Consider the following 24,385-nt stretch of genomic DNA (forward strand, 5'->3'; position numbering starts at 1 on the left):
ACCTAGCAAAAAAAGCGTTTGGAAGGAGGGCTAAAGCGGATAGCAGGATTAGCTTCTAATCACTTTTAACAGCTTCATTTTAATTCCTATTTAAGTATATTTGCTTTCAAAATCAACAAAATGTCCTCACATCACATCGTTCGAGACGACCAAGAACCCGCTTTAATTATTGCCAATGGCGCTGCTTGTAATCCTGAATTACTAGGGCAACTGCTCGAATGGTCGCCTATTGTGGTGGTACTCGACTCGGCTATTGAGCGTGTCATTGCCCTTGGAATCAAAGTCGATGTATTGCTGGGTGATTTTGACCGTGATTTTGATGCTAATTATTATAAAGAAATACAATATCCTATAGAAATTGTACATACGCCAGACCAAAACAAAACTGACTTAGAGAAGGCTTTCGACTATTTAATCGAACGCAATATTCCCGCAGTCAATGTGGTTTGGGCAACGGGAAGACGGGCCGACCATACCATTACGAATTTAACGAATATTGTTCGTTACCGTGATTTGTTGAAAATTGTGATTCTTGACGACCACTCAAAGGTGTTTTTATTACCTCCAAAATTTGAAAAATGGTATCCCAAAAACACTCCTATTTCGTTAATCCCAATTGGACATGTAAGCGGCATCCATTCTGAAAACTTATTTTATCCTTTGCAAGGCGACAGTTTAACGATAGGATATCGAACAGGAAGCAGCAATCATGTAGCCGAAGACGGCATAGTACGAATCGAACATGAAAATGGCGATTTACTACTGATGGAATGCATGGATTAATTCTTAAAATTAATTCATTGGTAAATAAATAGTATTAGCCCCATTTTGGTCTGTATCTGACAGATTAGTGCAATTTACACAGCTTTTTTTTCGTGATAATTCGTGTAATTCGTGTTTGACTTTTTTTAATACGATTAGCCCCTCAAATAACTAAGTATTAAGGTGTAAACAAATTTGAAATCCCTACCTTTGCACCGAAATTAAAAAGCGATGTCAAAGACAATTACCGAAAAAACCAACTTACACCCAAGAAACCTACATAAATTTCGATACGATTTTGAACTTTTAAGCAAAAACTATCCGGAATTAAAAAACTTTGTTGGTATCAACGAGCATCAGATTGAAACCATTGATTTCAGTAATCCTGAGGCCGTAAAAGCGTTAAACAAGGCTTTACTTATCACCTATTATGACATTCAAAACTGGGATATCCCTAAAGGCTATCTATGTCCTCCCATTCCGGGACGCGCTGATTACATTCATAATATTGCTGATTTATTGGCATCTTGTAACAATGGGGTGATTCCAGAGGGTGCTGTTATTCAGGGGCTTGATATTGGTGTGGGAGCCAATTGCATTTATCCTATATTAGGAAATGCAATTTACGGTTGGAGTTTCGTAGGTACTGACATTGACGATGTGGCAATTGAAAATTGTAGCAGTATCATTGAATCGAACCCAAAATTAGTCGAAGCAATCAGCTTACAACAACAAACTGAGGCTCGTTTTATTTTCAAAAACATCATCACTCCCGAAGACAAATTTGATTTCATCTTATGTAACCCCCCTTTTCACACTTCACAAGAAGAAGCTACTAAGGGAAGCATTCGTAAAATCAACAACTTAGAAAATATAAAAACCACCAAGCCTATCTTAAACTTTGGTGGTCAAAATGCCGAATTATGGTGCGAAGGGGGCGAATTCCGTTTCATTAGTCAAATGATTTATGAAAGTGCCAAATACCCTATGCAGTGCCTTTGGTTCACAACTTTAGTAGCCAAACAATCACACCTAAAAAGCATTTACAAAGTACTTAACAAAGTCAATGCAGCCTCTATCAAAACCATCGATATGGCGCAAGGACAGAAAACAAGTCGCATTCTAGCCTGGACTTTCCTCAGCGAAAAACAACAAGCAGACTGGTCTTTTGAAGAGCCTAAACCTAGTGTTTTTTAGTGCCTATTTCCAGCTATTCGCTATAGCCCTCCATGCGTTCGCTTTTTTTACAATCCCACTACAGGAGCTTCCTCTGGTCGCTCTGTAGCGCGAGTAAAAAATAGCGCCCACATTCTCGGGGCTGCCGCTTCTATCTGGGGCAGAGCTAGTTTCATCATTTATGAAATGTGGCAAAATTGAAACTTTTCATCCTATTCCTGTAATTACCACTAGAGTTTTGTTCCTTACCTTGGTTAAAATTAAAAAAGAAACTATTATGAATACATCAAAACTCATCGGTTTGGTACTCATCATTCTAAGCCTAGGACTAGGATACACTGGAACTAATAAAATCGCAGACAACTCCGCAGAAATTAATGTTTTAGGACTTGAAATAGATGCTTCAAATGAATCAGGAAAACAACAAGGCTATCTTTATTTAGGACTAGCGGCCGTACTTTTTATGGGTGGTATCTATACTTTTAGTAAGTCGAAAAGCTAGGATTGCAACTCCATAGCTTTTGCGTTTCTCTTACCCGTGAATTGCGGAGAAACTTTGTAACTTTGCAACTTAAACACTTTGCAACCTTACTAGATGAATTTCCAAGTCGTATCCGATTACCAGCCTAAAGGCGACCAACCCGAAGCAATCAAAAAACTTGTTCAAGGCATCAATGATGGTGATGAACACCAAACGCTATTGGGGGTAACAGGTTCAGGAAAAACATTTACAGTAGCCAATGTAATTCAAGAAGTGCAAAGACCGACACTGGTTTTGGCTCATAACAAAACACTAGCGGCTCAATTATACTCGGAATTCAAACAATTTTTCCCAAACAATGCGGTAGAATATTTTGTCTCTTACTACGATTACTACCAACCTGAAGCTTTTATGCCTGTAACTGGAGTTTTCATCGAAAAAGATTTATCTATCAACGAAGAGCTTGAAAAAATGCGTTTGAGCACTACCTCTTCCCTACTTTCTGGTCGAAGAGATATTCTAGTTGTAGCTTCAGTTTCTTGTTTGTATGGTATAGGAAATCCGGTCGAGTTTCAGAAGAATGTAATTGAAATCGAAAGAGACCAAGAGATCTCTCGTACCAAATTACTACATAACCTTGTTCAAAGTTTGTATTCTAGAACAGAAGCCGATTTTACACCGGGAAATTTCAGAATCAAAGGGGACATAGTCGAAGTCTATCCTAGTTATGCAGACGATGCGTATAGAATTCACTTCTTTGGCGATGAAATCGAAGAAATCGAGTCTTTTGACGTCAAAACATCCAAAGTAATTGAACGTTTCGATAAACTAACCATATACCCCGCTAATATGTTTGTGACTTCACCAGATGTGCTACAAGGCGCTATTTGGGAAATCCAACAAGATTTGGTCAAACAAGTCGATTATTTCAAAGAAATAGGCAAACATCTGGAAGCCAAACGACTGGAAGAACGCACCAATTTTGATTTGGAAATGATTCGAGAACTCGGCTATTGTTCTGGAATCGAGAATTATTCTCGTTACCTAGATGGCAGACAAGCTGGAACAAGACCTTTTTGTTTGCTCGATTATTTCCCTAAAGATTATTTAATGGTGGTCGATGAAAGTCATGTGACTCTTTCGCAAGTGCATGCCATGTACGGTGGTGACAGGAGTCGTAAAGAAAACCTAGTAGAATACGGGTTTCGTTTGCCTGCTGCCATGGACAACCGCCCATTGAAGTTTGACGAATTTGAAGCCATGCAAAACCAAGTTATCTATGTTTCGGCCACTCCTGCCGACTATGAATTGCAAAAATGTGATGGTGTCTATGTCGAACAAGTCATTCGCCCTACAGGATTATTAGACCCAGTTATTGAAATTCGCCCAAGTTTGAACCAAATTGATGATTTGATTGAAGAAATTCAACAACGTTGTGAATTGGACGAGCGTGTTCTAGTAACCACTTTGACCAAAAGAATGGCAGAAGAACTAGCAAAATACTTAACCAAAGTCTCGATTCGTTGCCGTTACATCCACTCGGATGTGGATACTTTGGAGCGAATAGAAATCATGCAGGATTTACGAAAAGGATTGTTTGATGTCTTGATTGGAGTCAACTTATTGCGTGAAGGTCTTGATTTACCTGAGGTTTCCCTTGTAGCGATTCTAGATGCTGATAAAGAAGGATTCTTACGTTCGCATCGTTCGTTAACTCAAACCATTGGTCGTGCCGCCCGTAATCTCAACGGAAAAGCAATCATGTATGCGGATAAAATCACCGCCAGCATGCAAAAAACTATTGATGAAACGGAATACCGTCGTACCAAACAAATCAATTTCAATACGGCGAATAATATTATTCCTCAAGCCTTAAATAAAAAAATCGATAGTGCTTTTACCAAAAATCCATTGGTAGATCACGAATTAGGATACCCCTTAAATGCTGCCGCCGAACCAGAAACCGAATATTTATCGAAAACAGAAGTAGATAAACGCATTCGCGAAAAACGAAAAGCCATGGAAAAAGCCGCCAAAGAATTGGACTTTATGCAGGCCGCTAAATTGAGAGATGAGATTAAAGCTTTACAGGAAAAAACAACTTAATAAGCAACTTCCTTGAAAATACGCAATAATTCATTGATACTTATTTGCGTATCAGGTGCCGCTTTCATTTTCTTAAGTACTTTTTTAACAGCATCAAGATTCACACCCATATGTATTGCAAATTGCTTAATTGCAGTAGCATCTTTTACAAATAAGATACCATCTTTTTGCATTAAAATTGCCAAACGGTAAAATTGTAGAATTCGAACAGATTCATCTTTAATCATTTTCAAAGTGGTTCCTTTATAGAACAATTCCATAAAACCTCCCTTTTCAATGTCCAAGGTATTGGCTAACATAAATAAGAAATCGAATTCTTTTTTATCTAATTGACCATTGACAGTTGCGTAGGCAATCATGTCTAAAAGCAAATTCTTCTTTTCTTGGTAGATATCCATGCAATTTTAAATTTTTGCTAATTTATCATTTTATTCACAATTACCAAAAAACAATTGATTTTTCGATAATATAATTTTCAGACGCTATCATTATTATCAAAAATGCATTTTAAACACGATAATCGTTAAAATTTACAAAGTATTATCTTTCTTTTTTAACAGCAAAAACAAACTAAAAAACGCAATTATTACAATCTAATTAGGTCAAAACAAATCATATACTAAGTTTAATTTAACCCGTTGGGGCTAATAACATAAAAAACAAAAATTAAACACATCTAATCATAAAAAAAGATGCAATAGAACACAATTGATTCGTCAATTCGACCTTTTGTCACTGGTCACAAAGCTATGTTTTACTATGTTGAAGTGTACCATCTTAATCAAAACTATAAAAAACTATGTCCCTATGTGTTTAAAAATAATTACACCCAACGGGTTAATTTATTACATTTAGACTTTAAACCATCTTCAATTAAAAAACTCTCAATACCATTATATATGCAACTTATACTTAGAGCTTTCGATTTAAAACTAAAACATACCTTTACAATATCAAGAGAATCTATTGACATCCAACCTTCATTAATCGTTGAATTAAAGGATGGAGAATTTTCAGGTTTTGGCGAAGCAACTTCAAACCCCTATTACAACATCACTATTCCAAATATGAAAGCAGACATAGAAGCTTTACGCTCTATAATTGAAGCCACTGCAAATGAAACCCCTGAAGAATTTTGGAACAAAACCCACCCTTACCTTAAAGACAATCTATTTGCTTTATGTGCATTAGACATGGCCTACACCGATTTATATGCGCGTAAAAAAGGCAAGAAACTCTATGATTTATGGCACTATAACCCCGAGAAAAATCCTTTAACCAATTATACCATCGGTATTGACTCTATTCCAAAAATGTTAGCCAAAATGAAAGAATTACCTTGGCCCATTTATAAGATAAAATTAGGTACTCATGAGGATATTGCAATCGTAAAAGAACTTCGTAAGCATTCGGATGCCATTTTTAGAATCGATGCCAATTGTGGTTGGGGGGTTGATGAAACCATCAATAATGCCTTAGCTTTACAAAAAATGGGGGTGGAATTTCTAGAACAGCCTTTAAAAGCAGATAACTGGGAAGGACATACTGAAGTTTTTAAAAAATCAGTTCTACCGGTGATTGCTGACGAAAGCTGTATTATTGAACAAGATGTTGCCAAATGTCATAAGCATTTTCATGGTGTAAATATAAAGTTAGTAAAATGCGGTGGTCTTACTCCTGCTCGACGAATGATACAAGAAGCTAAAAAACTAGGACTTAAAACGATGGTAGGTTGTATGACTGAATCTTCGGTTGGTATATCGGCTATTGCACATTTATTACCTCAATTGGATTATGTGGATATGGACGGTCCTTTACTTTTAGCCGAAGATATCGCTCAAGGTGTTCGTATTGAAAATGGCAAAATTGACTATACTGATATAAATGGAACTGGTGTCCTATTAAATGAATCATTATGAAAGTGACCCAATTTCCAGACAGAAAAATAACCATTGAAAACCAATCGTATTTGTATTTTGGAGGTACAGCTTATTTGGGATTACCAAGCCATAAAAAATTCCAAAAAATACTTCTAAAAAACATTTTACGCTGGGGAACCACCTATGGAAGCTCTAGAAACGCAAATATTAAACTAACAGCCTATGATGAGGGCGAACAGTTTTTGGCTAATTTCATAGGAGCTGATGCCGCCTTAACAGTATCTTCAGGCATGTTAGCTGGAAAATTAGTAGTCGAAACCATCGATTCAATAACGGATTGTTTTTTTTACCTTCCCGATACCCACTCGGCTTTAAAAAGTCACAACAGCCTCCCTTTTTATATCGATGGAAAACTAAATCCACGGTTGCTCAACACTGTTACTGAAAGAATCACAATCCTTACAGATTCGGTTCCCTCATTTAATATAGAAGCAATTGATTTATCTATTCTCAAAAAAATATCCCCTTATAAAGAAATAACCTTAATAATTGACGAGTCTCATTCATTAGGAATTCTGGGAGAAAATGGCTGTGGTATTTTTTCAACGACCAAATATTCTAACGTTAAAAGAAAAATAATGCTTTCCTCACTAGGAAAATCATTTGGTTTAACGGGAGGTGTAATCGCAGCAGATAGCGAATTTATCAACTTAATTAAATCTACTGACAGCTTTGTTTCTAGTGCTGGTATGAATCCTGCCTTTGTACAAACCATTGCAGACGCCAAATCCATCTACTTAAAACAACACCAAAAACTGAAGAAAAAACTAGCTTATATCAATTCAAAATTAATTCAAAATATAAATATTTCTTTCAATCCAAATTATCCCGTCATATACCCTAGAATTGAAGGGATACAGAATGCTTTCCATGACAATAAAATCATCGTAACTCATTTTAAATATGCCAATCTAAAAGAAGATTTACATCGAATTGTGTTTACAGCAAATCACAAAAAGAAAGATTTAGACAAAATAATCGCTATTCTTAACCGATACCAAGAGGATATATCGATTTGAATTGGTTTTAAAACGTACCTTTGTAAAAAATAAATTTAATGATGACAAACAACGATATCTTCAAAAAATTACGTGTAGCCTTAATGTTGCGCGATGATCAAATTGTAGAAATTTTGGAACTAGTTGATTTTAGAATTTCGAAATCAGAATTAGGCGCTTTTTTCCGAGATGAAAAACATCCGAATTATATGGAATGTGGAGACCAAGTATTGCGAAATTTTTTAAACGCTTTAGTTATTCACCTAAGAGGAACGAAAGAAAATCCTAAAAACCCAAATGATGTTTTAGCGAAGCACAAAGCTCAAATCCCTGCTAAAGAAGGCGGAAAGGAAAGAGTAGAATTTAAAGCAACTCCCAAAGATAGTGAAGGTGCAAGAGGTGATCAAAAACCTGAAAAAAAGGATTTCAAGAAAAAACCATTTCAATCCAAAGACAAAAAGTCGAATCCAAAAATAGACATTGTTGAAAAAGTAAAATTCAATAATGGTAAAAACAAAAAATCCTAAGTCTAACAACTTAGGATTTTTATTTACGAATAATTTGTACTGTCTTCATATAATGATTATGCTTTAAAGTTAACTTCAAAAACATAATCATTTCCAGCTTCTAATTCATTTGTAGCTAACTTTTTGTAATTCAAGTTATCTTTAATGTAATTTTCTAAGCTTTTGTTTTCTGCATTAGTTTCTAACACTACAATATCCCCAGTTAAAGTAATCAATACTCTTACTTTTACCACAACATCATTTTCTAATTCTTCAACTGCTGAAGTCGGGCTTAATAATGAAGTAAGTTCTTGAGTTGTTCTTGCATAACTCTTTCTTGGGCTTAATTCTTTTGCTGATACAAATGCTACATTCATAATCAAAGCAACTACTAATAATACGACTGATTTTCTCATGACATTCATTTTTTATGATTATTATGATGCAAATGTATAGCATAGTTTTAGAGTAGCAACAATCCTTTTTTTTCGTTAACAATTCGTAAAAAACAATGGATTTAGGTTATTTTTTTTGGGTAATTAATAAAACTATGTATAAAATAGTGGATATATAAAAAAAAACGACTAAAATTATACATAATCAATAATTTCAGGAAGTAAAACTTTTGTACTTTTTTTTAGTTTTAACACTAAAGAAGTCTTTATCTTACACAAACTAAGTCTATACGAACCAGCCCACTAAACCACATATCAAACATATTCTCATGATTTTTGCTATTTCGCATATAATTACACAACAAAACACAAGAATTAAATAATTTGATTAAAGAATTAGCAAACATCCACTACAACGATTGAGTTGGGTTTAAAAAAAAATCCTAAGTCATTCAACTTAGGATTCTTAGCTATTTAGATAACATCTAAACCGATTATAAACTTTACTCATATTGATAATTTAAGATTTAAAATTAACATCAAATACATATTCTTTATCTATTTCTAAATCAGAACTAGTCAATCTTTGATAATTTAAATTCTCAATAATATAATCATTCAATTCCGAGATAGAAGAATTTGTCTCCAAAACTACAATTTCATTATTAGCAGTAATTCTAATTTTAACTTTAACAACTACTGGGCTCTCTAATTCTCCTACAGCAGATGATGGAATAAGCAAGTTTGATATTTCTTGGTTTGCTCTTAGATAACTTTTTTTAGGTTTTAATTCCTTTGCTGAAACAAATACAATACCCACAATAAAGGTAAGCACAACTGATAACATTAATTTTTTCATGATTTTCTTTTTAAGTTTTAATTTCGTTTTTTTTTACAGTCCAAAATTACATCTCATTTCGAAAAAAGAACGCCCCAATTAAACAACTTAACTCAACCATAAAACAACCTACTGAAAATAAATTTATCTACTAACTATTTTTAATTTAGTAAAATTACAGGATGTGTAATTGTTTGAAAACTACTTTACACAATTATCAAGTTAAAATCAAAATCAACAGCAAAACATCAATATCCAATCCTTTTTAGCTGTTAACATTAAAGTAACTTCAAGCATTCAATCCCAAACATTAAATTAATTTCAAACTAAAGCAATACAGGAAAATCAATTATTTTTTCAGATTCCTTTCACAAGGTCTCTTTACATATTATAATAAAAACATTTAATACGTATTGAATCAGTGTCAGCCGTTGACCAATAATAGACCTCCTATAAAGTAAAAACCACAATTAGAACAATGCCTAATTGTGGTTTTAGTATTTTGGAAAACTAACTTTAATCAATTGCTACTTTATACGTAGGATCTTCTAAGATATTCACATCGATGATGCCTTCTGCATTTTGCAACAACTGACGACAGTCAGCACTTAAATGACGAAGATGTACTTTTTTTCCCACCTTGGCATAACGCTCTGTAATTTTATTTACCGCATCAATTGCACTCATATCAGCTATTTTACTTTCTTTGAAATCAATAATCACTTCGATTGGATCATTAAAAACATCAAACTTCTCACCGAAGGCAGTAGTCGATGCAAAGAAAAGAGGCCCGTAAATCTCATAATGTTTTACACCATTGTCATCAATATATTTTTTAGCACGAATACGTTTTGCGCTTTCCCATGCAAATACTAAAGCGGAAATAATCACACCTATTAATACTGCCAAAGCCAAATTATGAAGCATTATCGTAATAACAGCCACTAAAACCCCAACGAAAATATCTTGTTTAGGCATTTTATTGATGATTCTAAAACTAATCCACTCAAAGGTTCCAATCGCCACCATAATCATAACACCTACGAGTGCCGCAATAGGCAATTGCTCAATAACAGGTGCACCAACCAAAACAATTAGTAAAATCGTCAATGCCGCCACTATTCCAGACAAACGTGCTCTAGAACCCGCAGAAAGATTTACTAAGGTTTGAGCAATCATAGGACAACCACCCATACCGAAGAAAAAACCATTCAAAAGATTTGCACCTCCTTGAGCGACACATTCTCTATTTCCACTTCCTTTAGTTCCTGTAATTTCATCAACCAAGTTCAAAGTCAACAGCCCTTCGGTTAATCCCACAGACCCCATAATCAGTGCATAAGGAGCAATCAACTGTAAGGTAGCCCAACTCCATTCTATATTAGGTACATGAAACGGAGGAAGTCCTCCACTGACTGAAGCAATATCAGCCACTGTTTTGGTTTCAATACCAAATCCAAGAACCAAACCAAATACTACAATAATAGCTACTAATGAGGCTGGGATTGCCTTAGTAAATCTAGGTAAAACCAAAACAATTCCAATGGTTAAAGCAACTAAACCTGCCATAATATACATAGGCATACCAGACAACCACACCGTTTCACCGTCAACCATCGTTTTAAATTGCTCTAATTGAGACATAAAAATTATCACCGCTAATCCATTTACAAAACCATACATAACAGGTTGCGGTACTAATCGAATGAATTTACCCAATTTGAACAATCCTACCAATATTTGAAAAACACCCGCCAATGCTACTGCAGCAAAAACATATTCTAATCCGTGTGATTTCATCAAAGCAATCAAAACAATTACTGTTGCTCCCGCTCCACCAGAAACTAGTCCAGGACGTCCTCCGAAAATTGCAGTTACCAAGCCCATAATGAAAGCGGCATACAACCCTACCAATGGTGGAAAACCTGCTAATATTGCAAAAGACAAGGATTCAGGAATCATTGTCATCGCTACCGTTAAACCTGCTAAAATCTCTGTTCTGTAATTCACTTTTTGAGTGAAATCAAATAAATTAAAATACTGTTTCATTTTTTATTTAAAATTGTAACTCATGGAAAAACCATGATTAATAAAGTGTGGCAAAGGTACTTTTTTTTAATTGGGATTAAAATCTAAAACTCAACATCGCCAATATTGCTTCCTTCACACTAAAAAATCTTTTCATTCCACACCACAAATAAAATCTTGGAATACTGCTTTTAATCTTAAAAATCCTTAAATTTGAGAGACACTACATACCTTCATACTTAAAACTATAATTAGTATAAAAAGTAGCTGATAAATAAATATTCCTAAATGATAATTTAAAATATTTAAAGATGCCATTTATAGACTATTATAAAATACTAGGAATTGACAAAAAAGCTTCCGAGGCTGAAATTAAAAAAGCGTATCGGAAAATGGCCAGAATATACCATCCTGACTTAAACCCAAATGATAAGGAAGCTGAAAAAAAATTTAAAGAAATAAATGAAGCCAATGAAGTCTTAAGCAATCCTAAAAACCGAAAAAAATACGATCAATACGGTGAAAACTGGCAGTATGCCGACCAATACAGTAAACAAAACCAACAACAACAGCACTATAGAAAACAATACGGAAATCAAGCTGGTTTTGAATCTGGCAGCCATGATTTCTCTGATTTTTTCGAATCCATGTTTGGAGGAGGTTTTTCTGGTTCACAATTTAGAGGTAAACCCCAATTTAAAGGCCAGGATTACAATGCAGAATTGCAGCTCGACATTAAAGATGTATACCAAACACACAAAAGAACCTTAACCATTAATAACAAAAACATCCGACTCACCATTCCTGCAGGAGTTGAAGATGGTCAAGTTATAAAAATTTCAGGACATGGTGGACCTGGCTCTCAAGGTGGACCCAATGGAGATTTATACCTATCTTTTTCAATTAGCAACACTACACAATTTAAAAGAGACAACAGCAATCTCTTCACCACTGTTGATTTAGATCTATATACAGCTGTACTCGGTGGAGAAACCACTATTCCTACTTTTGATGGAAAAGTAAAAGTAAAAGTTGCTCCTGGAACGCAAAATGGAACACAAATCAGGTTAAGCGGAAAAGGCTTTCCTGTATACAAAAAAGAAGGTCATTTTGGAGACTTATTAATTAGTTACAATGTAATTCTCCCTAAAAATTTATCAAAAAAAGAAATTGAACTATTTACAGAACTCTCTAAACTAGCGAAACATGAACACTAACAACTTCATACAAATAAACACTTTATGTAGTCACTATAAAGTTACCGAAACCTTTTTTCACAACCTCAATGAAAATGGCTTAATAGAGATTCTTGAAATTGAAAAAAAACAATACATTCACCAAGATTCTCTTCACGAAATTGAAAAAATAATTAGAATGCATCAAGATTTAAACGTAAATATTGAAGGAATTGATGTTGTGCTCAATTTATTAAAAAAAATAGACGACTTAAAAACTGAACTTCAGTCCGTAAGAAGACGTTTGACAATTTATGAAAACTAAAAGTTTAGCCGCATCATTTTCAATACTTTAAAAAAATATAATACAGTACCACCAGTTTTTTCATCACTACAAAGTAGTATTAACCCTTAAAAACAATAAACATTCAAAAAAAAATGTTGTTTTATTACAATCTAAAGCAGTATATTACATCCTCTTTAATTGATGAAGGCTTAACTCTAATGAATATTTATGACCATTATAATTTCACTTTGTATTTTACTACTTGTAGCTTATTTATTTGATCTAACAGCATCTTGGACAAAAATACCATCTGTCATTTTATTACTCCTATTAGGATGGATTGTTAGAGAAGTAACTTTCTTTTTTGATATAAAAGTTCCCGACCTTACGTCCACTCTACCTATTCTGGGCACGATTGGATTAATATTAATTGTATTAGAAGGCTCATTAGAATTAGAACTCAATAAATCTAAGATTGGTCTTATTAAAAAATCGGTATTTGGAGCTTTACTTCCATTAATGATTTTAGCATTTTCATTAGCTTATGTACTCCATTATTATAGCAATTTTTCATTCAAAGATTGTTTATCAAATGCGATCCCTTTTTGTGTAATTAGTAGTGCAATTGCCATTCCTAGCGTGAGAAATCTGACTTCAAGCCAAAAAGAATTCACCATATACGAAAGCAGTTTGTCAGATATATTTGGGGTCATTTTCTTTAATTTCATTGCCTATAACACAAGTTTTGGAATGGAAACTTTTGGCTATTTTTCATTAGAAATATTAATTATCATTGCAATTTCATTCATCGCAACTATATTACTTTCCTTTTTATTAAACAAAATTGACCACCATATTAAGTTTGTACCTATCATTCTTTTGGTCATTTTAATTTATGAAATATCTAAAATATTCCACTTACCAGCCCTAATCTTTATCCTTGTATTTGGACTTTCGATTGGGAATTTAGATGAAATAAAACACTTAAAATGGACAGAAAAATTTCGTTTAGACTTACTCAATAAAGAAGTTGCTAAATTTAAAGAATTAACTATCGAAGCTACTTTTTTAGTTAGAGCCTTATTTTTTCTACTTTTTGGTTACTTAATCAAAACTTCTGAAATCCTCAACCCAGACACTTTAATTTGGGCTGTTAGTATTGTCTTAGCCATTTACGGACTAAGAGTGATACAATTATATTTTTCTAAAATACCTTTATTCCCTTTGTTATTTGTTGCACCAAGAGGATTAATTACCATTTTATTATTCCTATCCATAAGTTCAGAACAAACAGTTCATTTTGTAAACAAGTCATTAATTATTCAAGTAATATTACTTACAGCAATCACTATGATGATTGGATTAATGGGCACAGCAAAACACAGAGAAATCATTATTCAAGAGAAGATAAAAGCAAAACATAGCAACCTAGACCCTGAAAAAACACTATAAAGTTTATCCAAATCTTTCCTAGACAAAAATTACATCCATCCACCTATCTACACAAAGTTTAGTTCTTTTCTTTTCAAGTATTCTTTATCTTCAAGACTTACTACTGTTCTTGTTATTTTTTTTATCAATTCCCTAAAAACCAATTCTTAGTCTATTTCCTAAAAATATTTTTTTTTTAAATTTCACATAAAAATAATCCTTAAATATTATGCATGCATAGTATTTTTTCTTATATTTGAAAGACACACCTATCGGGAAATATGACTGACAAAACAATAGATTATATCCTAAGAGCTACCTGGCAAGCCATTTCCAGAATGTACAACGAAGAAGCTCTAAAATATGGAGGTACCATGGCCACAGGCTTTGCGCTATTGAGTATGGACAAAGAAAATGGAACTCCCTCTACTGCTTTAGGTCCAAAAATGGGAATGGAAGCAACGAGTTTAACTCGTACTTTAAAATCCATGGAAGAAAAAGGCTTAATCGAAAGAAAAAAAAATCCGGAAGATGGCCGTGGAGTACTTATCTATTTGACGGAGGAAGGCAAAAAAAACCGAGCTATATCTAGAGAGAACGTGCTAAAATTTAATGAAACAGTAAAACAACATGTTTCTGCTGAAAAATTACAGCACTTTATGGAAGTAGCCGAAACAATAAATGAACTCATTCAAAATAAAACTATTTTTAATCAAACCGAAACAACTGAAAATGAAACGCATAATTAAAAAAGTTGCCGTAATAGGTTCGGGAATTATGGGCTCTGGTATCGCTTGCCATTTTGCCAATATCGGAGTTCAAGTATTGCTACTTGACATCCTCCCTAAAGAGCTTACTGAAAGTGAAACCAAAAAAGGGCTTACCTTAGAATCTCCTGCGGTATGCAACCGAATCGTAAACGAGCATTTGGCGAATGCCTTAAAATCAAAACCCTCTCCTATTTATAGCACCAAATTTGCTAGCCGCATCACTACTGGAAATACCACCGATGATATGGCTAAAATAGCTGATGTCGATTGGATCATAGAGGTTGTTGTGGAACGTTTGGATATCAAAAAATTAGTTTTTGACCAAATAGAACAATACCGTACTCCTGGCACTTTGGTAACCTCTAATACCTCGGGGATTCCTATTCACTTTATGAGTGAAGGCAGAAGTGACGATTTTCAAAAGCATTTTTGTGGCACCCACTTTTTTAACCCTGCGCGATACTTAAAATTGTTCGAAATCATTCCTGGTCCACAAACTTCCACTGAAGTTTTGGATTTTCTAACCCTGTATGGCGAAAAATTCCTTGGAAAAACTTCGGTTGTAGCCAAAGACACTCCCGCTTTTATAGGAAACCGTATTGGAATTTTTGGTATTCAAAGTTTGTTCCATTTGGTTAAAGCAATGGATTTAACCGTCGAAGAAATAGACAAATTAACGGGGCCTGTTATTGGGAGACCTAAGTCGGCTACTTTCCGTACGGTTGATGTCGTTGGATTAGACACCTTAGTACATGTGGCCAACGGAATCTATGAAAACTGTCCTGAGGATGAACAACACGCTTTGTTTCAGCTACCTGATTTCATCAACAAAATGATGGAGAATAAATGGTACGGAAGTAAAACAGGACAAGGATTTTACAAAAAAGTAGATAACGAAATTTTAACACTTGACCTAAACACCCTAGAATATCGAGCTTCTAAAAAAGCCTCTTTTGCCACATTGGAACTCACTAAAACTATAGACAAACCTATCAACCGTTTTAAAGTCCTTGTAAAAGGAACAGACAAAGCGGGAGAGTTCTATAGAAAAAGCTTTTCAGCCCTTTTTGCCTATGTTTCGAATCGTGTACCTGAAATTTCGAATGAACTATACAAAATCGATGATGCCATGAAGGCAGGATTTGGTTGGGAGAATGGACCATTCGAAATTTGGGATGCGATTGGAGTACAAAAAGGAATCGAAATCATGAAAGTCGAAGGTCTTGAACCCGCTTCCTGGGTTACGGACATGATTGCGTCAGGAAGCGACAGCTTTTATACCATAAAAGAAGGTGCTACCTATTTTTACAACCTACCCACAAAATCACAAGAAAAAGTACCTGGACAAGATGCATTTATCATTCTGAACAACATTCGCGAAAGCAAAAAAGTATGGAGCAATAGTGGCGCTATTATCCAAGACTTAGGAGACGGAATCTTAAATTTAGAATTCCAATCCAAGATGAATACCATTGGTGGTGATGTTTTACAAGCAATCAATAAAGGAATTGACCTAGCCGAAAAAGAATACGAAGGATTAGTCATTGGAAATCAAGCCGCTAATTTTTCAGTTGGAGCCAATATCGGAATGATTTTCATGATGGCTGTTGAGCAGGAATATGACGAGTTAAATATGGCTATTAAACTATTCCAAGATACTATGATGCGCGTACGTTATTCCGCTACACCAGTTATCGTTGCGCCCCACGGAATGACTTTTGGTGGAGGATGTGAAATGAGTTTACACGCTGACAAAGTAGTAGCCGCAGCTGAAACTTATATGGGATTGGTGGAATTTGGCGTAGGCGTTTTACCTGGTGGTGGTGGTTCTAAAGAAATGACTTTGAGAGCCTCTGATTTGTTCCACAAAAACGATGTTGAACTGAATGTCTTACAAGAATATTTTCTAACCATTGCGATGGCCAAAGTATCTACTTCAGGTTATGAAGCTTTTGATACAGGTTTACTACAAAAAGGAAAAGATATTATTGTAGTTAACAAAGACCGCCAAATCGCAGAAGCTAAAAAGCATGCGTTACTATTAGCCGAAGCTGGTTACACACAACCCATCCGCCGAAACGATGTAAAAGTTTTAGGAAAACAAGCTTTAGGAATGTTCTTAGTAGGTACAGACCAAATGGTAGCTGGGAAATACATCTCAGAACATGATAAAAAAATTGCCAACAAACTGGCTTATGTCATGGCTGGGGGTGATTTGTCAGAAGCAACTTTGGTATCAGAACAGTATTTATTGGATTTAGAACGCGAAGCTTTCTTATCCCTTTGTACCGAAAGAAAAACACTAGAACGAATTCAGCATATGTTAAAAACAGGGAAACCGCTTCGTAATTAAGAAATTAGTATTAAGTATTAAGATATGCATCAATTTGAAAAATTAAAAATTCGGCAAAAAAGAATGACCTCGTAGAGGTCGACTGTTTGTAGAAAATTAATATGATTTTGGTTTAAGCTCCGTAGGAGCGACCTGTATATAACACTAATGTATGGCAAACACCTATTCACAAATTTATATCCAAATTGTCTTTGCTGTAAAAGGGAGAGAAAATTTGATAAAAAAAGAAAACCGAGAAGAATTACATAAATTTATTACGGGTATCGTTTCGAATAGAGAACAAAAATTATTAGCCATTTTTGCAATGCCTGACCATGTTCATATTTTAGTTGGAATGAAACCTAATATTTCGATATCGGATTTGGTAAGAGATATTAAATCAGGTTCGTCTAAATTTATCAATGACAACAAATGGATTAACGGTAAATTTAACTGGCAAGAAGGATACGGAGCATTCTCTTATTCTAAAAGTAACATCGACAATGTTATAAAATACATTTTGAATCAAGAAGAGAAACATAAAACAACATCATTTAAACAAGAATATTATTCCTTTTTAGAAAAATTCAATATTGATTACGATGACAAATACTTATTTGATTGGATTGAATAATTAACAGGTCGCTCCTACGGAGCTTTGCCCATTAACAACAATATTAGCTATAAACAGTATGCCTCTATGAGGCTATAAAAGATAAAAAACTAAAACAAAAAACAACTAAACATTGGATAATAAAACATTTAATTCTCCAATCTTAATACAATAAACTATGAAACAAGCCTATATAGTAGCCGCCTACCGAACCGCAGTTGGGAAAGCCCCAAAGGGAGTTTTCCGATTCAAACGTCCAGATGAATTAGCGGCTGAAACTATCGAACACATGATGAAAGACCTACCTAATTTTGACAAAACTCGTATTGATGATGTCATGGTGGGAAACGCTATGCCTGAGGCGGAACAAGGTTTAAATGTCGCTCGTTTGATTTCTTTAATGGGATTAAAAATAGAAGAAGTACCTGGTGTGACTGTAAATCGCTACTGCGCTTCTGGTATCGAAACCATCGGAATGGCAACGGCAAAAATACAAACTGGAATGGCTGATTGTATCATTGCGGGTGGTGCCGAGAGTATGAGTTACATTCCAATGGGAGGTTACAAACCTACTCCTGATTATGCTGTTGCAAAAGAAGGAAACGAGGACTATTACTGGGGAATGGGATTAACGGCTGAAGCTGTAGCCAATCAATTTAAAGTTTCCAGAGAAGACCAAGATGAGTTTGCTTACAACTCTCATATGAAAGCTTTAAAAGCGCAAGCCGAAGGAAAATTTGACAACCAAATCGTCCCGATTACTGTGGAGCAAACTTTTATTAATGGAAAAGGTAAAAAAGAAACCTCATCCTATATCGTCAATAAAGACGAAGGACCTAGAGCCGATACCTCAAGAGAAGTATTAGCAAAATTGCGTCCCGTTTTTGCAGCCGACGGAAGTGTTACCGCTGGAAATTCCTCCCAAATGAGTGATGGAGCTGCTTTTGTTTTGATTATGAGTGAAGAAATGGTCAAAGAATTAAACCTTGAGCCTATAGCGCGTTTGGTGAGTTATGCCTCTGCAGGTGTTGAACCTCGTATTATGGGAATTGGCCCTGTCAAAGCAATTCCAAAAGCACTAAAACAAGCAGGATTGCAACAAAAAGACATTGACCTAATTGAATTAAACGAAGCTTTTGCCTCACAATCGTTAGCGGTCATAAGGGAATTAGGACTTAATCCAGATATTGTCAATGTAAATGGTGGTGCTATTGCCTTGGGCCATCCTTTAGGATGTACGGGCGCCAAACTATCGGTTCAATTGTTTGACGAAATGAAACGCCGTGGTAACAAATACGGTATGGTCACCATGTGTGTGGGTACTGGTCAAGGTGCTGCAGGAATTTATGAACTATTATAACCCTTCAAAGCATCAAAAAACCGAACTATTAACAAATCACAATCCTTCTTTTTGGAAAGATTAAAGAAAACTATTTATCATTTAAAAACCACTTAAAATGAGTAACAAAACAAGAGGAGGTCAATTCCTAGTCAAAGAAACAAAATGTGAAGACATCTTCACTCCTGAGGATTTTAACGAAGAACAAATCATGATGCGCGACTCTGTAAAAGAGTTTGTCGATAAAGAACTTTGGGCACATAAAATCCGATTTGAACAAAAGGATTATAAATACACCGAAGAATGCATGAAAAAGGCAGGTGACTTAGGATTCCTGAGCATTTCTGTACCTGAGGCCTATGGTGGAATGGGAATGGGATTTGTAGATACAGTTCTTGTTTGTGATTATATATCGGGAGCCACGGGTTCGTTTTCCACGGCTTTTGGAGCACATACAGGAATTGGAACCATGCCAATTACTTTGTATGGAACCGAAGAACAAAAACAAAAATACGTTCCTAAACTGGCTACCGGTGAATGGTTTGGTGCTTATTGCTTAACAGAACCAGGTGCGGGTTCGGATGCTAATTCAGGGAAAACGAAAGCCGTTTTGTCGGAAGACGGGACGCATTACAAAATCACAGGTCAAAAAATGTGGATTTCCAATGCTGGTTTTTGTCAGTTATTTATCGTTTTTGCCCGAATTGGAGATGATAAAAACATCACCGGTTTCATTGTAGAAAACGATCCAAATAACGGCATTACCATGAATGAAGAGGAACACAAGCTTGGTATTCGTGCCTCCTCAACCCGTCAGGTGTTTTTCAATGAAACGGTTGTGCCTGTTGAAAACATGTTATCCGAAAGAGGAAATGGTTTCAAAATTGCGATGAATGCCTTAAATGTAGGCCGAATCAAACTAGCCGCTGCCTGCTTAGATGCACAAAGAAGAGTTATTTCAGGCTCTGTAAAATATGCTAACGAAAGAGTGCAATTTAATACCGCCATTTCACAATTTGGCGCCATCCGATACAAATTAGCCGAAATGGCAACGAGTTGTTATGCAGGCGAAAGTGCTACTTACAGAGCGGCCAAAGATATTGAATACAGAATAGCTATTCGGGAAGCTGAGGGCGGTTCACACCAAGAATCAGAATTAAAAGGTGTCGAAGAATTTGCTATCGAATGTTCGATATTAAAAGTAGCAGTGTCCGAAGACATTCAAAACTGTGCTGACGAAGGAATCCAAATTTTTGGAGGAATGGGATTCTCCGAAGATACTCCAATGGAAAGCGCCTGGCGTGATGCTCGTATTGCCCGAATTTACGAAGGGACTAACGAAATCAACCGTATGTTATCAGTTGGGATGTTGATTAAGAAAGCCATGAAAGGGCATGTAGATTTATTAGGTCCTGCTACTAAAGTAGGTGAAGAATTATTAGGCATTCCGTCATTTGACGCCCCTGATTATTCAGAACTATTTGCTGAGGAAAAAGAAATGATAGCCAAATTAAAGAAAGTATTCTTAATGGTGGCAGGTAGTGCTGTGCAAAAATACGGTCCCGATTTGGATTCACACCAACAACTCTTGTTAGCTGCCGCAGATATTTTAATCGAAATATACATGGCGGAAAGTACCATCCTTAGAGCTGAAAAATCAGCTAAAAAAGAGGGTGAAGAAAAGGTTAAAGAACAAATCGCCATGGCGCAATTGTATTTATACAAAGCTGTTGATATTGTAATTCAAAGAGGAAAAGAAAGCATCATTTCCTTTGCCGAAGGTGATGAACAGCGTATGATGCTTATGGGATTAAAACGTTTTACAAAATACACTAACATGCCTAATATTGTAGCATTACGCCATACTATCGCTACTAAGCTCATAAAAGAAAATCAGTATTGTTTTTAATAATGGTTCTATAATTTTTGGTTAAATTATATTGTTAAACCGTTCTAAAATTAATTTAGAGCGGTTTTTTATTTGACTAGCCTAAATAATTGGCTAACTTTATAAAAAAATTAAATCCTCATAAAATGAAAAAGATTCTTCTATCAATAGTCTTTTTAGTACTAGCCTTCGTAGGTTGTAAATCTTGGTGTACTTCTGATTCTGACAAAAAACTAAACTTAACATTTGAAGCCAAAAGTAATAGTAATGTAGCGGGTACCGCAACCTTTATCGAAAAAGACGGAAAAGTTACCCTGGAAGCCAAATTCTCAGGATTGACACCAGGCGTACACGCCATTCACATTCACGAAAAATCAGATTGTTCTGCTCCTGATGGTACCTCAACTGGTGGTCACTGGAATCCCACTTTCAAAAACCATGGAAAATGGGGCGTTGGACAATACCATAAAGGCGATATCGGGAATTTTACTGCTGACAAAAACGGAAACGGTTCGATTAAATTCACTACTGACGAATGGAACATAGGTTCGGGAGACCCTACCAAAGATATCTTAAGTCATGCTATAATTGTGCACCAAGGCGCTGATGATTTTACAACCCAACCAACAGGAAATGCAGGTGGTAGAGTGGCTTGTACGGCTATCATCAAATAATAGCAATTGATAAAACATATAGTAATCAATTTGAACCATTAAGAAAATAAGCTAATTAAGTCTTCCTTAATAAACTTATTTTCTTAATGGTTTTATTTTTAAAGGCTTCCAGAAGAAATTATGCAGAACAAAGAAATAGAACATTACTTTAAAAATAGCGCTGAATGGCGTGCTTGGCTAGAGATTAACCACGCTAATTGCACAGGTATTGATCTCATTTTCTACAAGGTGGGTAGCATTCAGGAGAGTATGCGCTGGGAAGAGGCCGTTCAGGTTGCCCTTTGTTTTGGTTGGATTGACTCAACGGTACGAAAAATTGATGATGAAAAACGTAAACAACGTTTTGGTCCCCGCAAAGCCAAAAGCGTTTGGAGTAAACTCAACAAAACCTATATCGAAAAACTCGACAAAGAAGGATTGCTACATGAAAGTGGTTATACCACCATACAAATTGCCAAAGACAACGGCTCTTGGGAATCTCTAGATAGCGTGGAATCACTCAGCCTTCCCGAAGATTTACAACAAGCCTTTGATCAAAATAAGTTGGCCTACACGCACTACCTCGCCTTTGCTCCCTCCTACCGCAAAAGCTATTTGTACTGGCTCAACCAAGCCAAACGCGAAGCAACCCGACAAAGTCGTATTAACGCCATTATCGATTTATGTTCTAAAAACATCAAATCGAGGCCTTAATTTTTTTTTTGTGCCTTATCCTGCTATCCGCTGTAGCCCTCCTTCAAAATACTTTTTTTACTAGGTCGGTACAGGAGCTTCCTTTGGTCGCTCTGTCCCTCCCGTAAAAAATAGTATTTTTCAGTCGGGGCTGCCGCTTTTATCAGGGGCAGAAAGCGTGCAATTAAAAACGAATCGTTCTCCAATCCACGGAACCCGCATTAGGGATGGGAGCAATTGTTTGAGCTCTTATTGTGACACCCGTAACGCTAATTGGAGTAAAAATGGTAATGGAACAATAAAGCGAGTGCGGACAGCCCGACCCGCCCCAAAAACTGCTTCTTCAAACCTCAAGAGTTGTAGGCGGGGAATGCCCAAAAAAGAGTTATGATTTTGGAGAATGACTTTTTGATTTTAGTAAAGTGTACAAATGTATTTTTTTTGTTTTTAGGTTCTAAAAATATGAAATCATAAATCCTTACTCTTTAATCCTAAATCCTTATTGCTTATCTTTGCAACTTTAAAATTCAATCATGGACATCAATCAAGAAATACACAACGCTTTTGAGGTAATTAAAGAAGGAGGTATCATTTTGTATCCTACCGATACGGTTTGGGGAATTGGTTGTGATGCGACCAATCCTGAAGCGATTGCGAAGATTTACAAGCTGAAACAAAGAGCTGAAACCCAAAGTATGATTTGCCTGATGAATGGCGAAAAAATGCTTTACAATGTATTTAAAGACATTCCTGAAGTGGCTTGGCAAATAATGGATTTATCCGAAAACCCAACGACTTTGATTTTGGACAATCCACGAAATGTAGCGCCTAATATTATTGCAACCGATAACACACTGGGAATAAGACTAGTCAAAGAACCTTTTTGTTTTAAATTGATGGAGCGAATGAAAAAACCATTGGTTTCTACCTCTGCAAATATTTCGGGCCAACCTACTCCTAAAAGTTTTAAGGAAATCAGCCCTGAAATTGTTAAGGGAGTGGACTATGTTGTAAATTTGCACCACGATAAAATTTCAGGAAAACCCTCGACCATTATCAAATTGACAAATGATGCACAGGTGAAGGTGATTAGAAAGTAGTTTTTAACCACTAATAAATTTTAATAGCCACGAATTCACGAATTATTAGTCGAAAGTAAGTTCAATTTATTAAAAGTAATTCGTGAATTCGTGGCTAAAAAAAGAAAAAACTATGAGTGAAGTACTTTATAAAGAGGAAAGTTTTCAGATAATTGGAATTTTATTTGATGTGCATCGAAATTTAGGTGGTGGCTTTTCTGAAATTATATATGAAGATAATATAGATTTAACCTACTATTCAAAACTATTAGAAAATCAACCCTGAAATTGTTAAGGGTGTGGACTATGTTGTAAATTTGCACCACGATAAAATTTCAGGCAAACCCTCGACCATTATCAAGTTGACGAATGATGCACAGGTGAAGGTGATTAGAAAGTAGTTTTTAACCACTAATAAATTTTAATAGCCCCGAATTCACGAATTATTAGTCGAAAGTAAGTTCAATTTATTAAAAATAATTCGTGAATTCGTGGCTAAAAAAAGAAAAAACTATGAGTGAAGTACTTTATAAAGAAGAAAGTTTTCAGATAATGGGTATTTTATTTGATGTACATCGAAATTTAGGTGGTGGTTTTTCTGAAATTGTATATAAAGATGCTATAGAATACGAATTGCAACAGAATAAAATTCCATATGAAAGAGAAAAAGAATACTCTGTAAATTATAAAACTGTAGTTTTAAATCATAAGTTTTATGCTGATTTTGTATTATTTGACAAGATTATTTTAGAAATAAAATCAAGTGAGAATCTTCACCCAAAGCACTATTCACAATGTTTGAATTATCTCAAAGTATCTAATAATAGATTAGCTATACTAGCAAATTTTAATTCTATTTCACTTGAGTATAAACGTATTGTAAAGTAAACAACTTA

General features: G+C 35.2%; 24 protein-coding genes and 1 pseudogene. 21 read left to right on the top strand and 4 right to left on the bottom strand.

Annotated features, from left to right (window positions below):
* The first annotated feature begins 120 nt into the window (after nt 1-120).
* The 4 genes from SLW70_RS14985 to uvrB all read left to right on the top strand — a co-directional run bounded on the left by SLW70_RS14985 (nt 121) and on the right by uvrB (nt 4,525).
* A complete protein-coding gene (locus tag SLW70_RS14985; RefSeq protein WP_320889440.1) occupies nt 121-783 on the top strand; it encodes a thiamine diphosphokinase in 663 nt (220 codons plus the stop codon).
* Nucleotides 784-993: 210 nt separating this feature from the next.
* Nucleotides 994-1,959 (top strand): 23S rRNA (adenine(1618)-N(6))-methyltransferase RlmF, encoded by a 966-nt coding sequence (gene rlmF / locus SLW70_RS14990; RefSeq protein ID WP_320889441.1) that lies wholly within the window; start codon nt 994-996, stop codon nt 1,957-1,959.
* A gap of 160 nt (nt 1,960-2,119) precedes the next feature.
* A complete protein-coding gene (locus SLW70_RS14995) occupies nt 2,120-2,440 on the top strand; it encodes a hypothetical protein (protein ID WP_320889442.1) in 321 nt (106 codons plus the stop codon).
* Between the two features lie 93 nt (nt 2,441-2,533).
* Nucleotides 2,534-4,525 carry an excinuclease ABC subunit UvrB gene (gene uvrB, locus SLW70_RS15000; protein WP_320889443.1) on the top strand — a complete coding sequence of 664 codons (1,992 nt, stop codon included), beginning with the start codon at nt 2,534-2,536 and terminating at the stop codon, nt 4,523-4,525.
* On the opposite strand, the gene SLW70_RS15005 is transcribed toward uvrB, so the two are convergent.
* The gene (locus SLW70_RS15005) at nt 4,522-4,923 is read right to left on the bottom strand and encodes an excinuclease ABC subunit B (RefSeq protein WP_320889444.1); all 402 of its coding nucleotides are present in this window, start codon (nt 4,921-4,923) and stop codon (nt 4,522-4,524) included. The two genes, uvrB and SLW70_RS15005, sit on opposite strands and share 4 nt — an antisense overlap.
* Before the next feature lie 501 nt (nt 4,924-5,424).
* Here SLW70_RS15005 and SLW70_RS15010 point away from each other — a divergent pair.
* The 3 genes from SLW70_RS15010 to SLW70_RS15020 are packed head-to-tail and all read left to right on the top strand — an operon-like array spanning nt 5,425 to nt 7,990.
* A complete protein-coding gene (locus SLW70_RS15010) occupies nt 5,425-6,444 on the top strand; it encodes a dipeptide epimerase (protein WP_320889445.1) in 1,020 nt (339 codons plus the stop codon).
* Nucleotides 6,441-7,484 (top strand): aminotransferase class I/II-fold pyridoxal phosphate-dependent enzyme, encoded by a 1,044-nt coding sequence (locus SLW70_RS15015; protein WP_320889446.1) that lies wholly within the window; start codon nt 6,441-6,443, stop codon nt 7,482-7,484. Before SLW70_RS15010 ends, SLW70_RS15015 begins: the two co-directional genes overlap by 4 nt.
* Before the next feature lie 41 nt (nt 7,485-7,525).
* Nucleotides 7,526-7,990, top strand: a complete 465-nt coding sequence (locus SLW70_RS15020) for a DUF1456 family protein (protein ID WP_320891803.1) — start codon at nt 7,526-7,528, stop codon at nt 7,988-7,990.
* Between the two features lie 56 nt (nt 7,991-8,046).
* Here SLW70_RS15020 and SLW70_RS15025 read toward each other — a convergent pair whose 3' ends face one another.
* The 3 genes from SLW70_RS15025 to SLW70_RS15035 all read right to left on the bottom strand — a co-directional run bounded on the left by SLW70_RS15025 (nt 8,047) and on the right by SLW70_RS15035 (nt 11,251).
* Nucleotides 8,047-8,385, bottom strand: a complete 339-nt coding sequence (locus SLW70_RS15025; protein ID WP_320889447.1) for a hypothetical protein — start codon at nt 8,383-8,385, stop codon at nt 8,047-8,049.
* A 499-nt stretch (nt 8,386-8,884) separates the two neighbouring features.
* Entirely contained in the window at nt 8,885-9,223 is a 339-nt protein-coding gene (locus tag SLW70_RS15030; RefSeq protein ID WP_320889448.1) for a hypothetical protein, read from the bottom strand.
* A 495-nt stretch (nt 9,224-9,718) separates the two neighbouring features.
* Entirely contained in the window at nt 9,719-11,251 is a 1,533-nt protein-coding gene (locus SLW70_RS15035) for a SulP family inorganic anion transporter (protein ID WP_320889450.1), read from the bottom strand.
* A gap of 290 nt (nt 11,252-11,541) precedes the next feature.
* On the opposite strand from SLW70_RS15035, the gene SLW70_RS15040 reads away from it, so the two are divergent.
* From SLW70_RS15040 to SLW70_RS15105, 14 genes and pseudogenes are all read left to right on the top strand, one after another.
* Entirely contained in the window at nt 11,542-12,447 is a 906-nt protein-coding gene (locus SLW70_RS15040; protein WP_320889451.1) for a J domain-containing protein, read from the top strand.
* Nucleotides 12,437-12,730 carry a chaperone modulator CbpM gene (locus SLW70_RS15045; protein WP_320889452.1) on the top strand — a complete coding sequence of 98 codons (294 nt, stop codon included), beginning with the start codon at nt 12,437-12,439 and terminating at the stop codon, nt 12,728-12,730. Before SLW70_RS15040 ends, SLW70_RS15045 begins: the two co-directional genes overlap by 11 nt.
* A 189-nt stretch (nt 12,731-12,919) precedes the next feature.
* Nucleotides 12,920-14,143: a sodium:proton antiporter gene (locus SLW70_RS15050; protein WP_320889453.1), complete on the top strand. Its 1,224-nt coding sequence runs from the start codon at nt 12,920-12,922 to the stop codon at nt 14,141-14,143.
* A gap of 260 nt (nt 14,144-14,403) precedes the next feature.
* Complete coding sequence (locus tag SLW70_RS15055; RefSeq protein WP_320889454.1) at nt 14,404-14,871, top strand: MarR family winged helix-turn-helix transcriptional regulator; 468 nt, start codon at nt 14,404-14,406, stop codon at nt 14,869-14,871.
* Nucleotides 14,855-17,245: a 3-hydroxyacyl-CoA dehydrogenase/enoyl-CoA hydratase family protein gene (locus SLW70_RS15060; RefSeq protein WP_320889455.1), complete on the top strand. Its 2,391-nt coding sequence runs from the start codon at nt 14,855-14,857 to the stop codon at nt 17,243-17,245. Before SLW70_RS15055 ends, SLW70_RS15060 begins: the two co-directional genes overlap by 17 nt.
* A 151-nt stretch (nt 17,246-17,396) precedes the next feature.
* Nucleotides 17,397-17,858, top strand: coding sequence for an IS200/IS605 family transposase (gene tnpA, locus SLW70_RS15065; protein WP_320889456.1), 462 nt, complete (start codon nt 17,397-17,399; stop codon nt 17,856-17,858).
* 157 nt (nt 17,859-18,015) lie between these two features.
* A complete protein-coding gene (locus tag SLW70_RS15070; RefSeq protein ID WP_220764131.1) occupies nt 18,016-19,197 on the top strand; it encodes an acetyl-CoA C-acyltransferase in 1,182 nt (393 codons plus the stop codon).
* Between the two features lie 97 nt (nt 19,198-19,294).
* Complete coding sequence (locus SLW70_RS15075; protein WP_320889459.1) at nt 19,295-21,085, top strand: acyl-CoA dehydrogenase family protein; 1,791 nt, start codon at nt 19,295-19,297, stop codon at nt 21,083-21,085.
* Nucleotides 21,086-21,210: 125 nt separating this feature from the next.
* Nucleotides 21,211-21,738, top strand: coding sequence for a superoxide dismutase family protein (locus SLW70_RS15080; RefSeq protein ID WP_320889460.1), 528 nt, complete (start codon nt 21,211-21,213; stop codon nt 21,736-21,738).
* A gap of 228 nt (nt 21,739-21,966) precedes the next feature.
* Nucleotides 21,967-22,431 carry a YdeI/OmpD-associated family protein gene (locus SLW70_RS15085; protein WP_320889461.1) on the top strand — a complete coding sequence of 155 codons (465 nt, stop codon included), beginning with the start codon at nt 21,967-21,969 and terminating at the stop codon, nt 22,429-22,431.
* Between the two features lie 512 nt (nt 22,432-22,943).
* Entirely contained in the window at nt 22,944-23,510 is a 567-nt protein-coding gene (locus tag SLW70_RS15090; RefSeq protein WP_320889462.1) for an L-threonylcarbamoyladenylate synthase, read from the top strand.
* Between the two features lie 112 nt (nt 23,511-23,622).
* Entirely contained in the window at nt 23,623-23,775 is a 153-nt protein-coding gene (locus SLW70_RS15095; protein WP_320891814.1) for a GxxExxY protein, read from the top strand.
* Nucleotides 23,762-23,890 (top strand): annotated as a pseudogene (locus tag SLW70_RS15100) (translation factor Sua5); the annotation flags it as partial. The gene SLW70_RS15095 and the pseudogene SLW70_RS15100, both read left to right, overlap by 14 nt.
* A gap of 112 nt (nt 23,891-24,002) precedes the next feature.
* Nucleotides 24,003-24,377: a GxxExxY protein gene (locus SLW70_RS15105; RefSeq protein ID WP_320889463.1), complete on the top strand. Its 375-nt coding sequence runs from the start codon at nt 24,003-24,005 to the stop codon at nt 24,375-24,377.
* The last annotated feature ends 8 nt before the right edge of the window (nt 24,378-24,385 follow it).

The sequence above is a fragment of the Flavobacterium sp. NG2 genome, from assembly GCF_034119845.1.
Lineage (GTDB): Bacteria > Bacteroidota > Bacteroidia > Flavobacteriales > Flavobacteriaceae > Flavobacterium.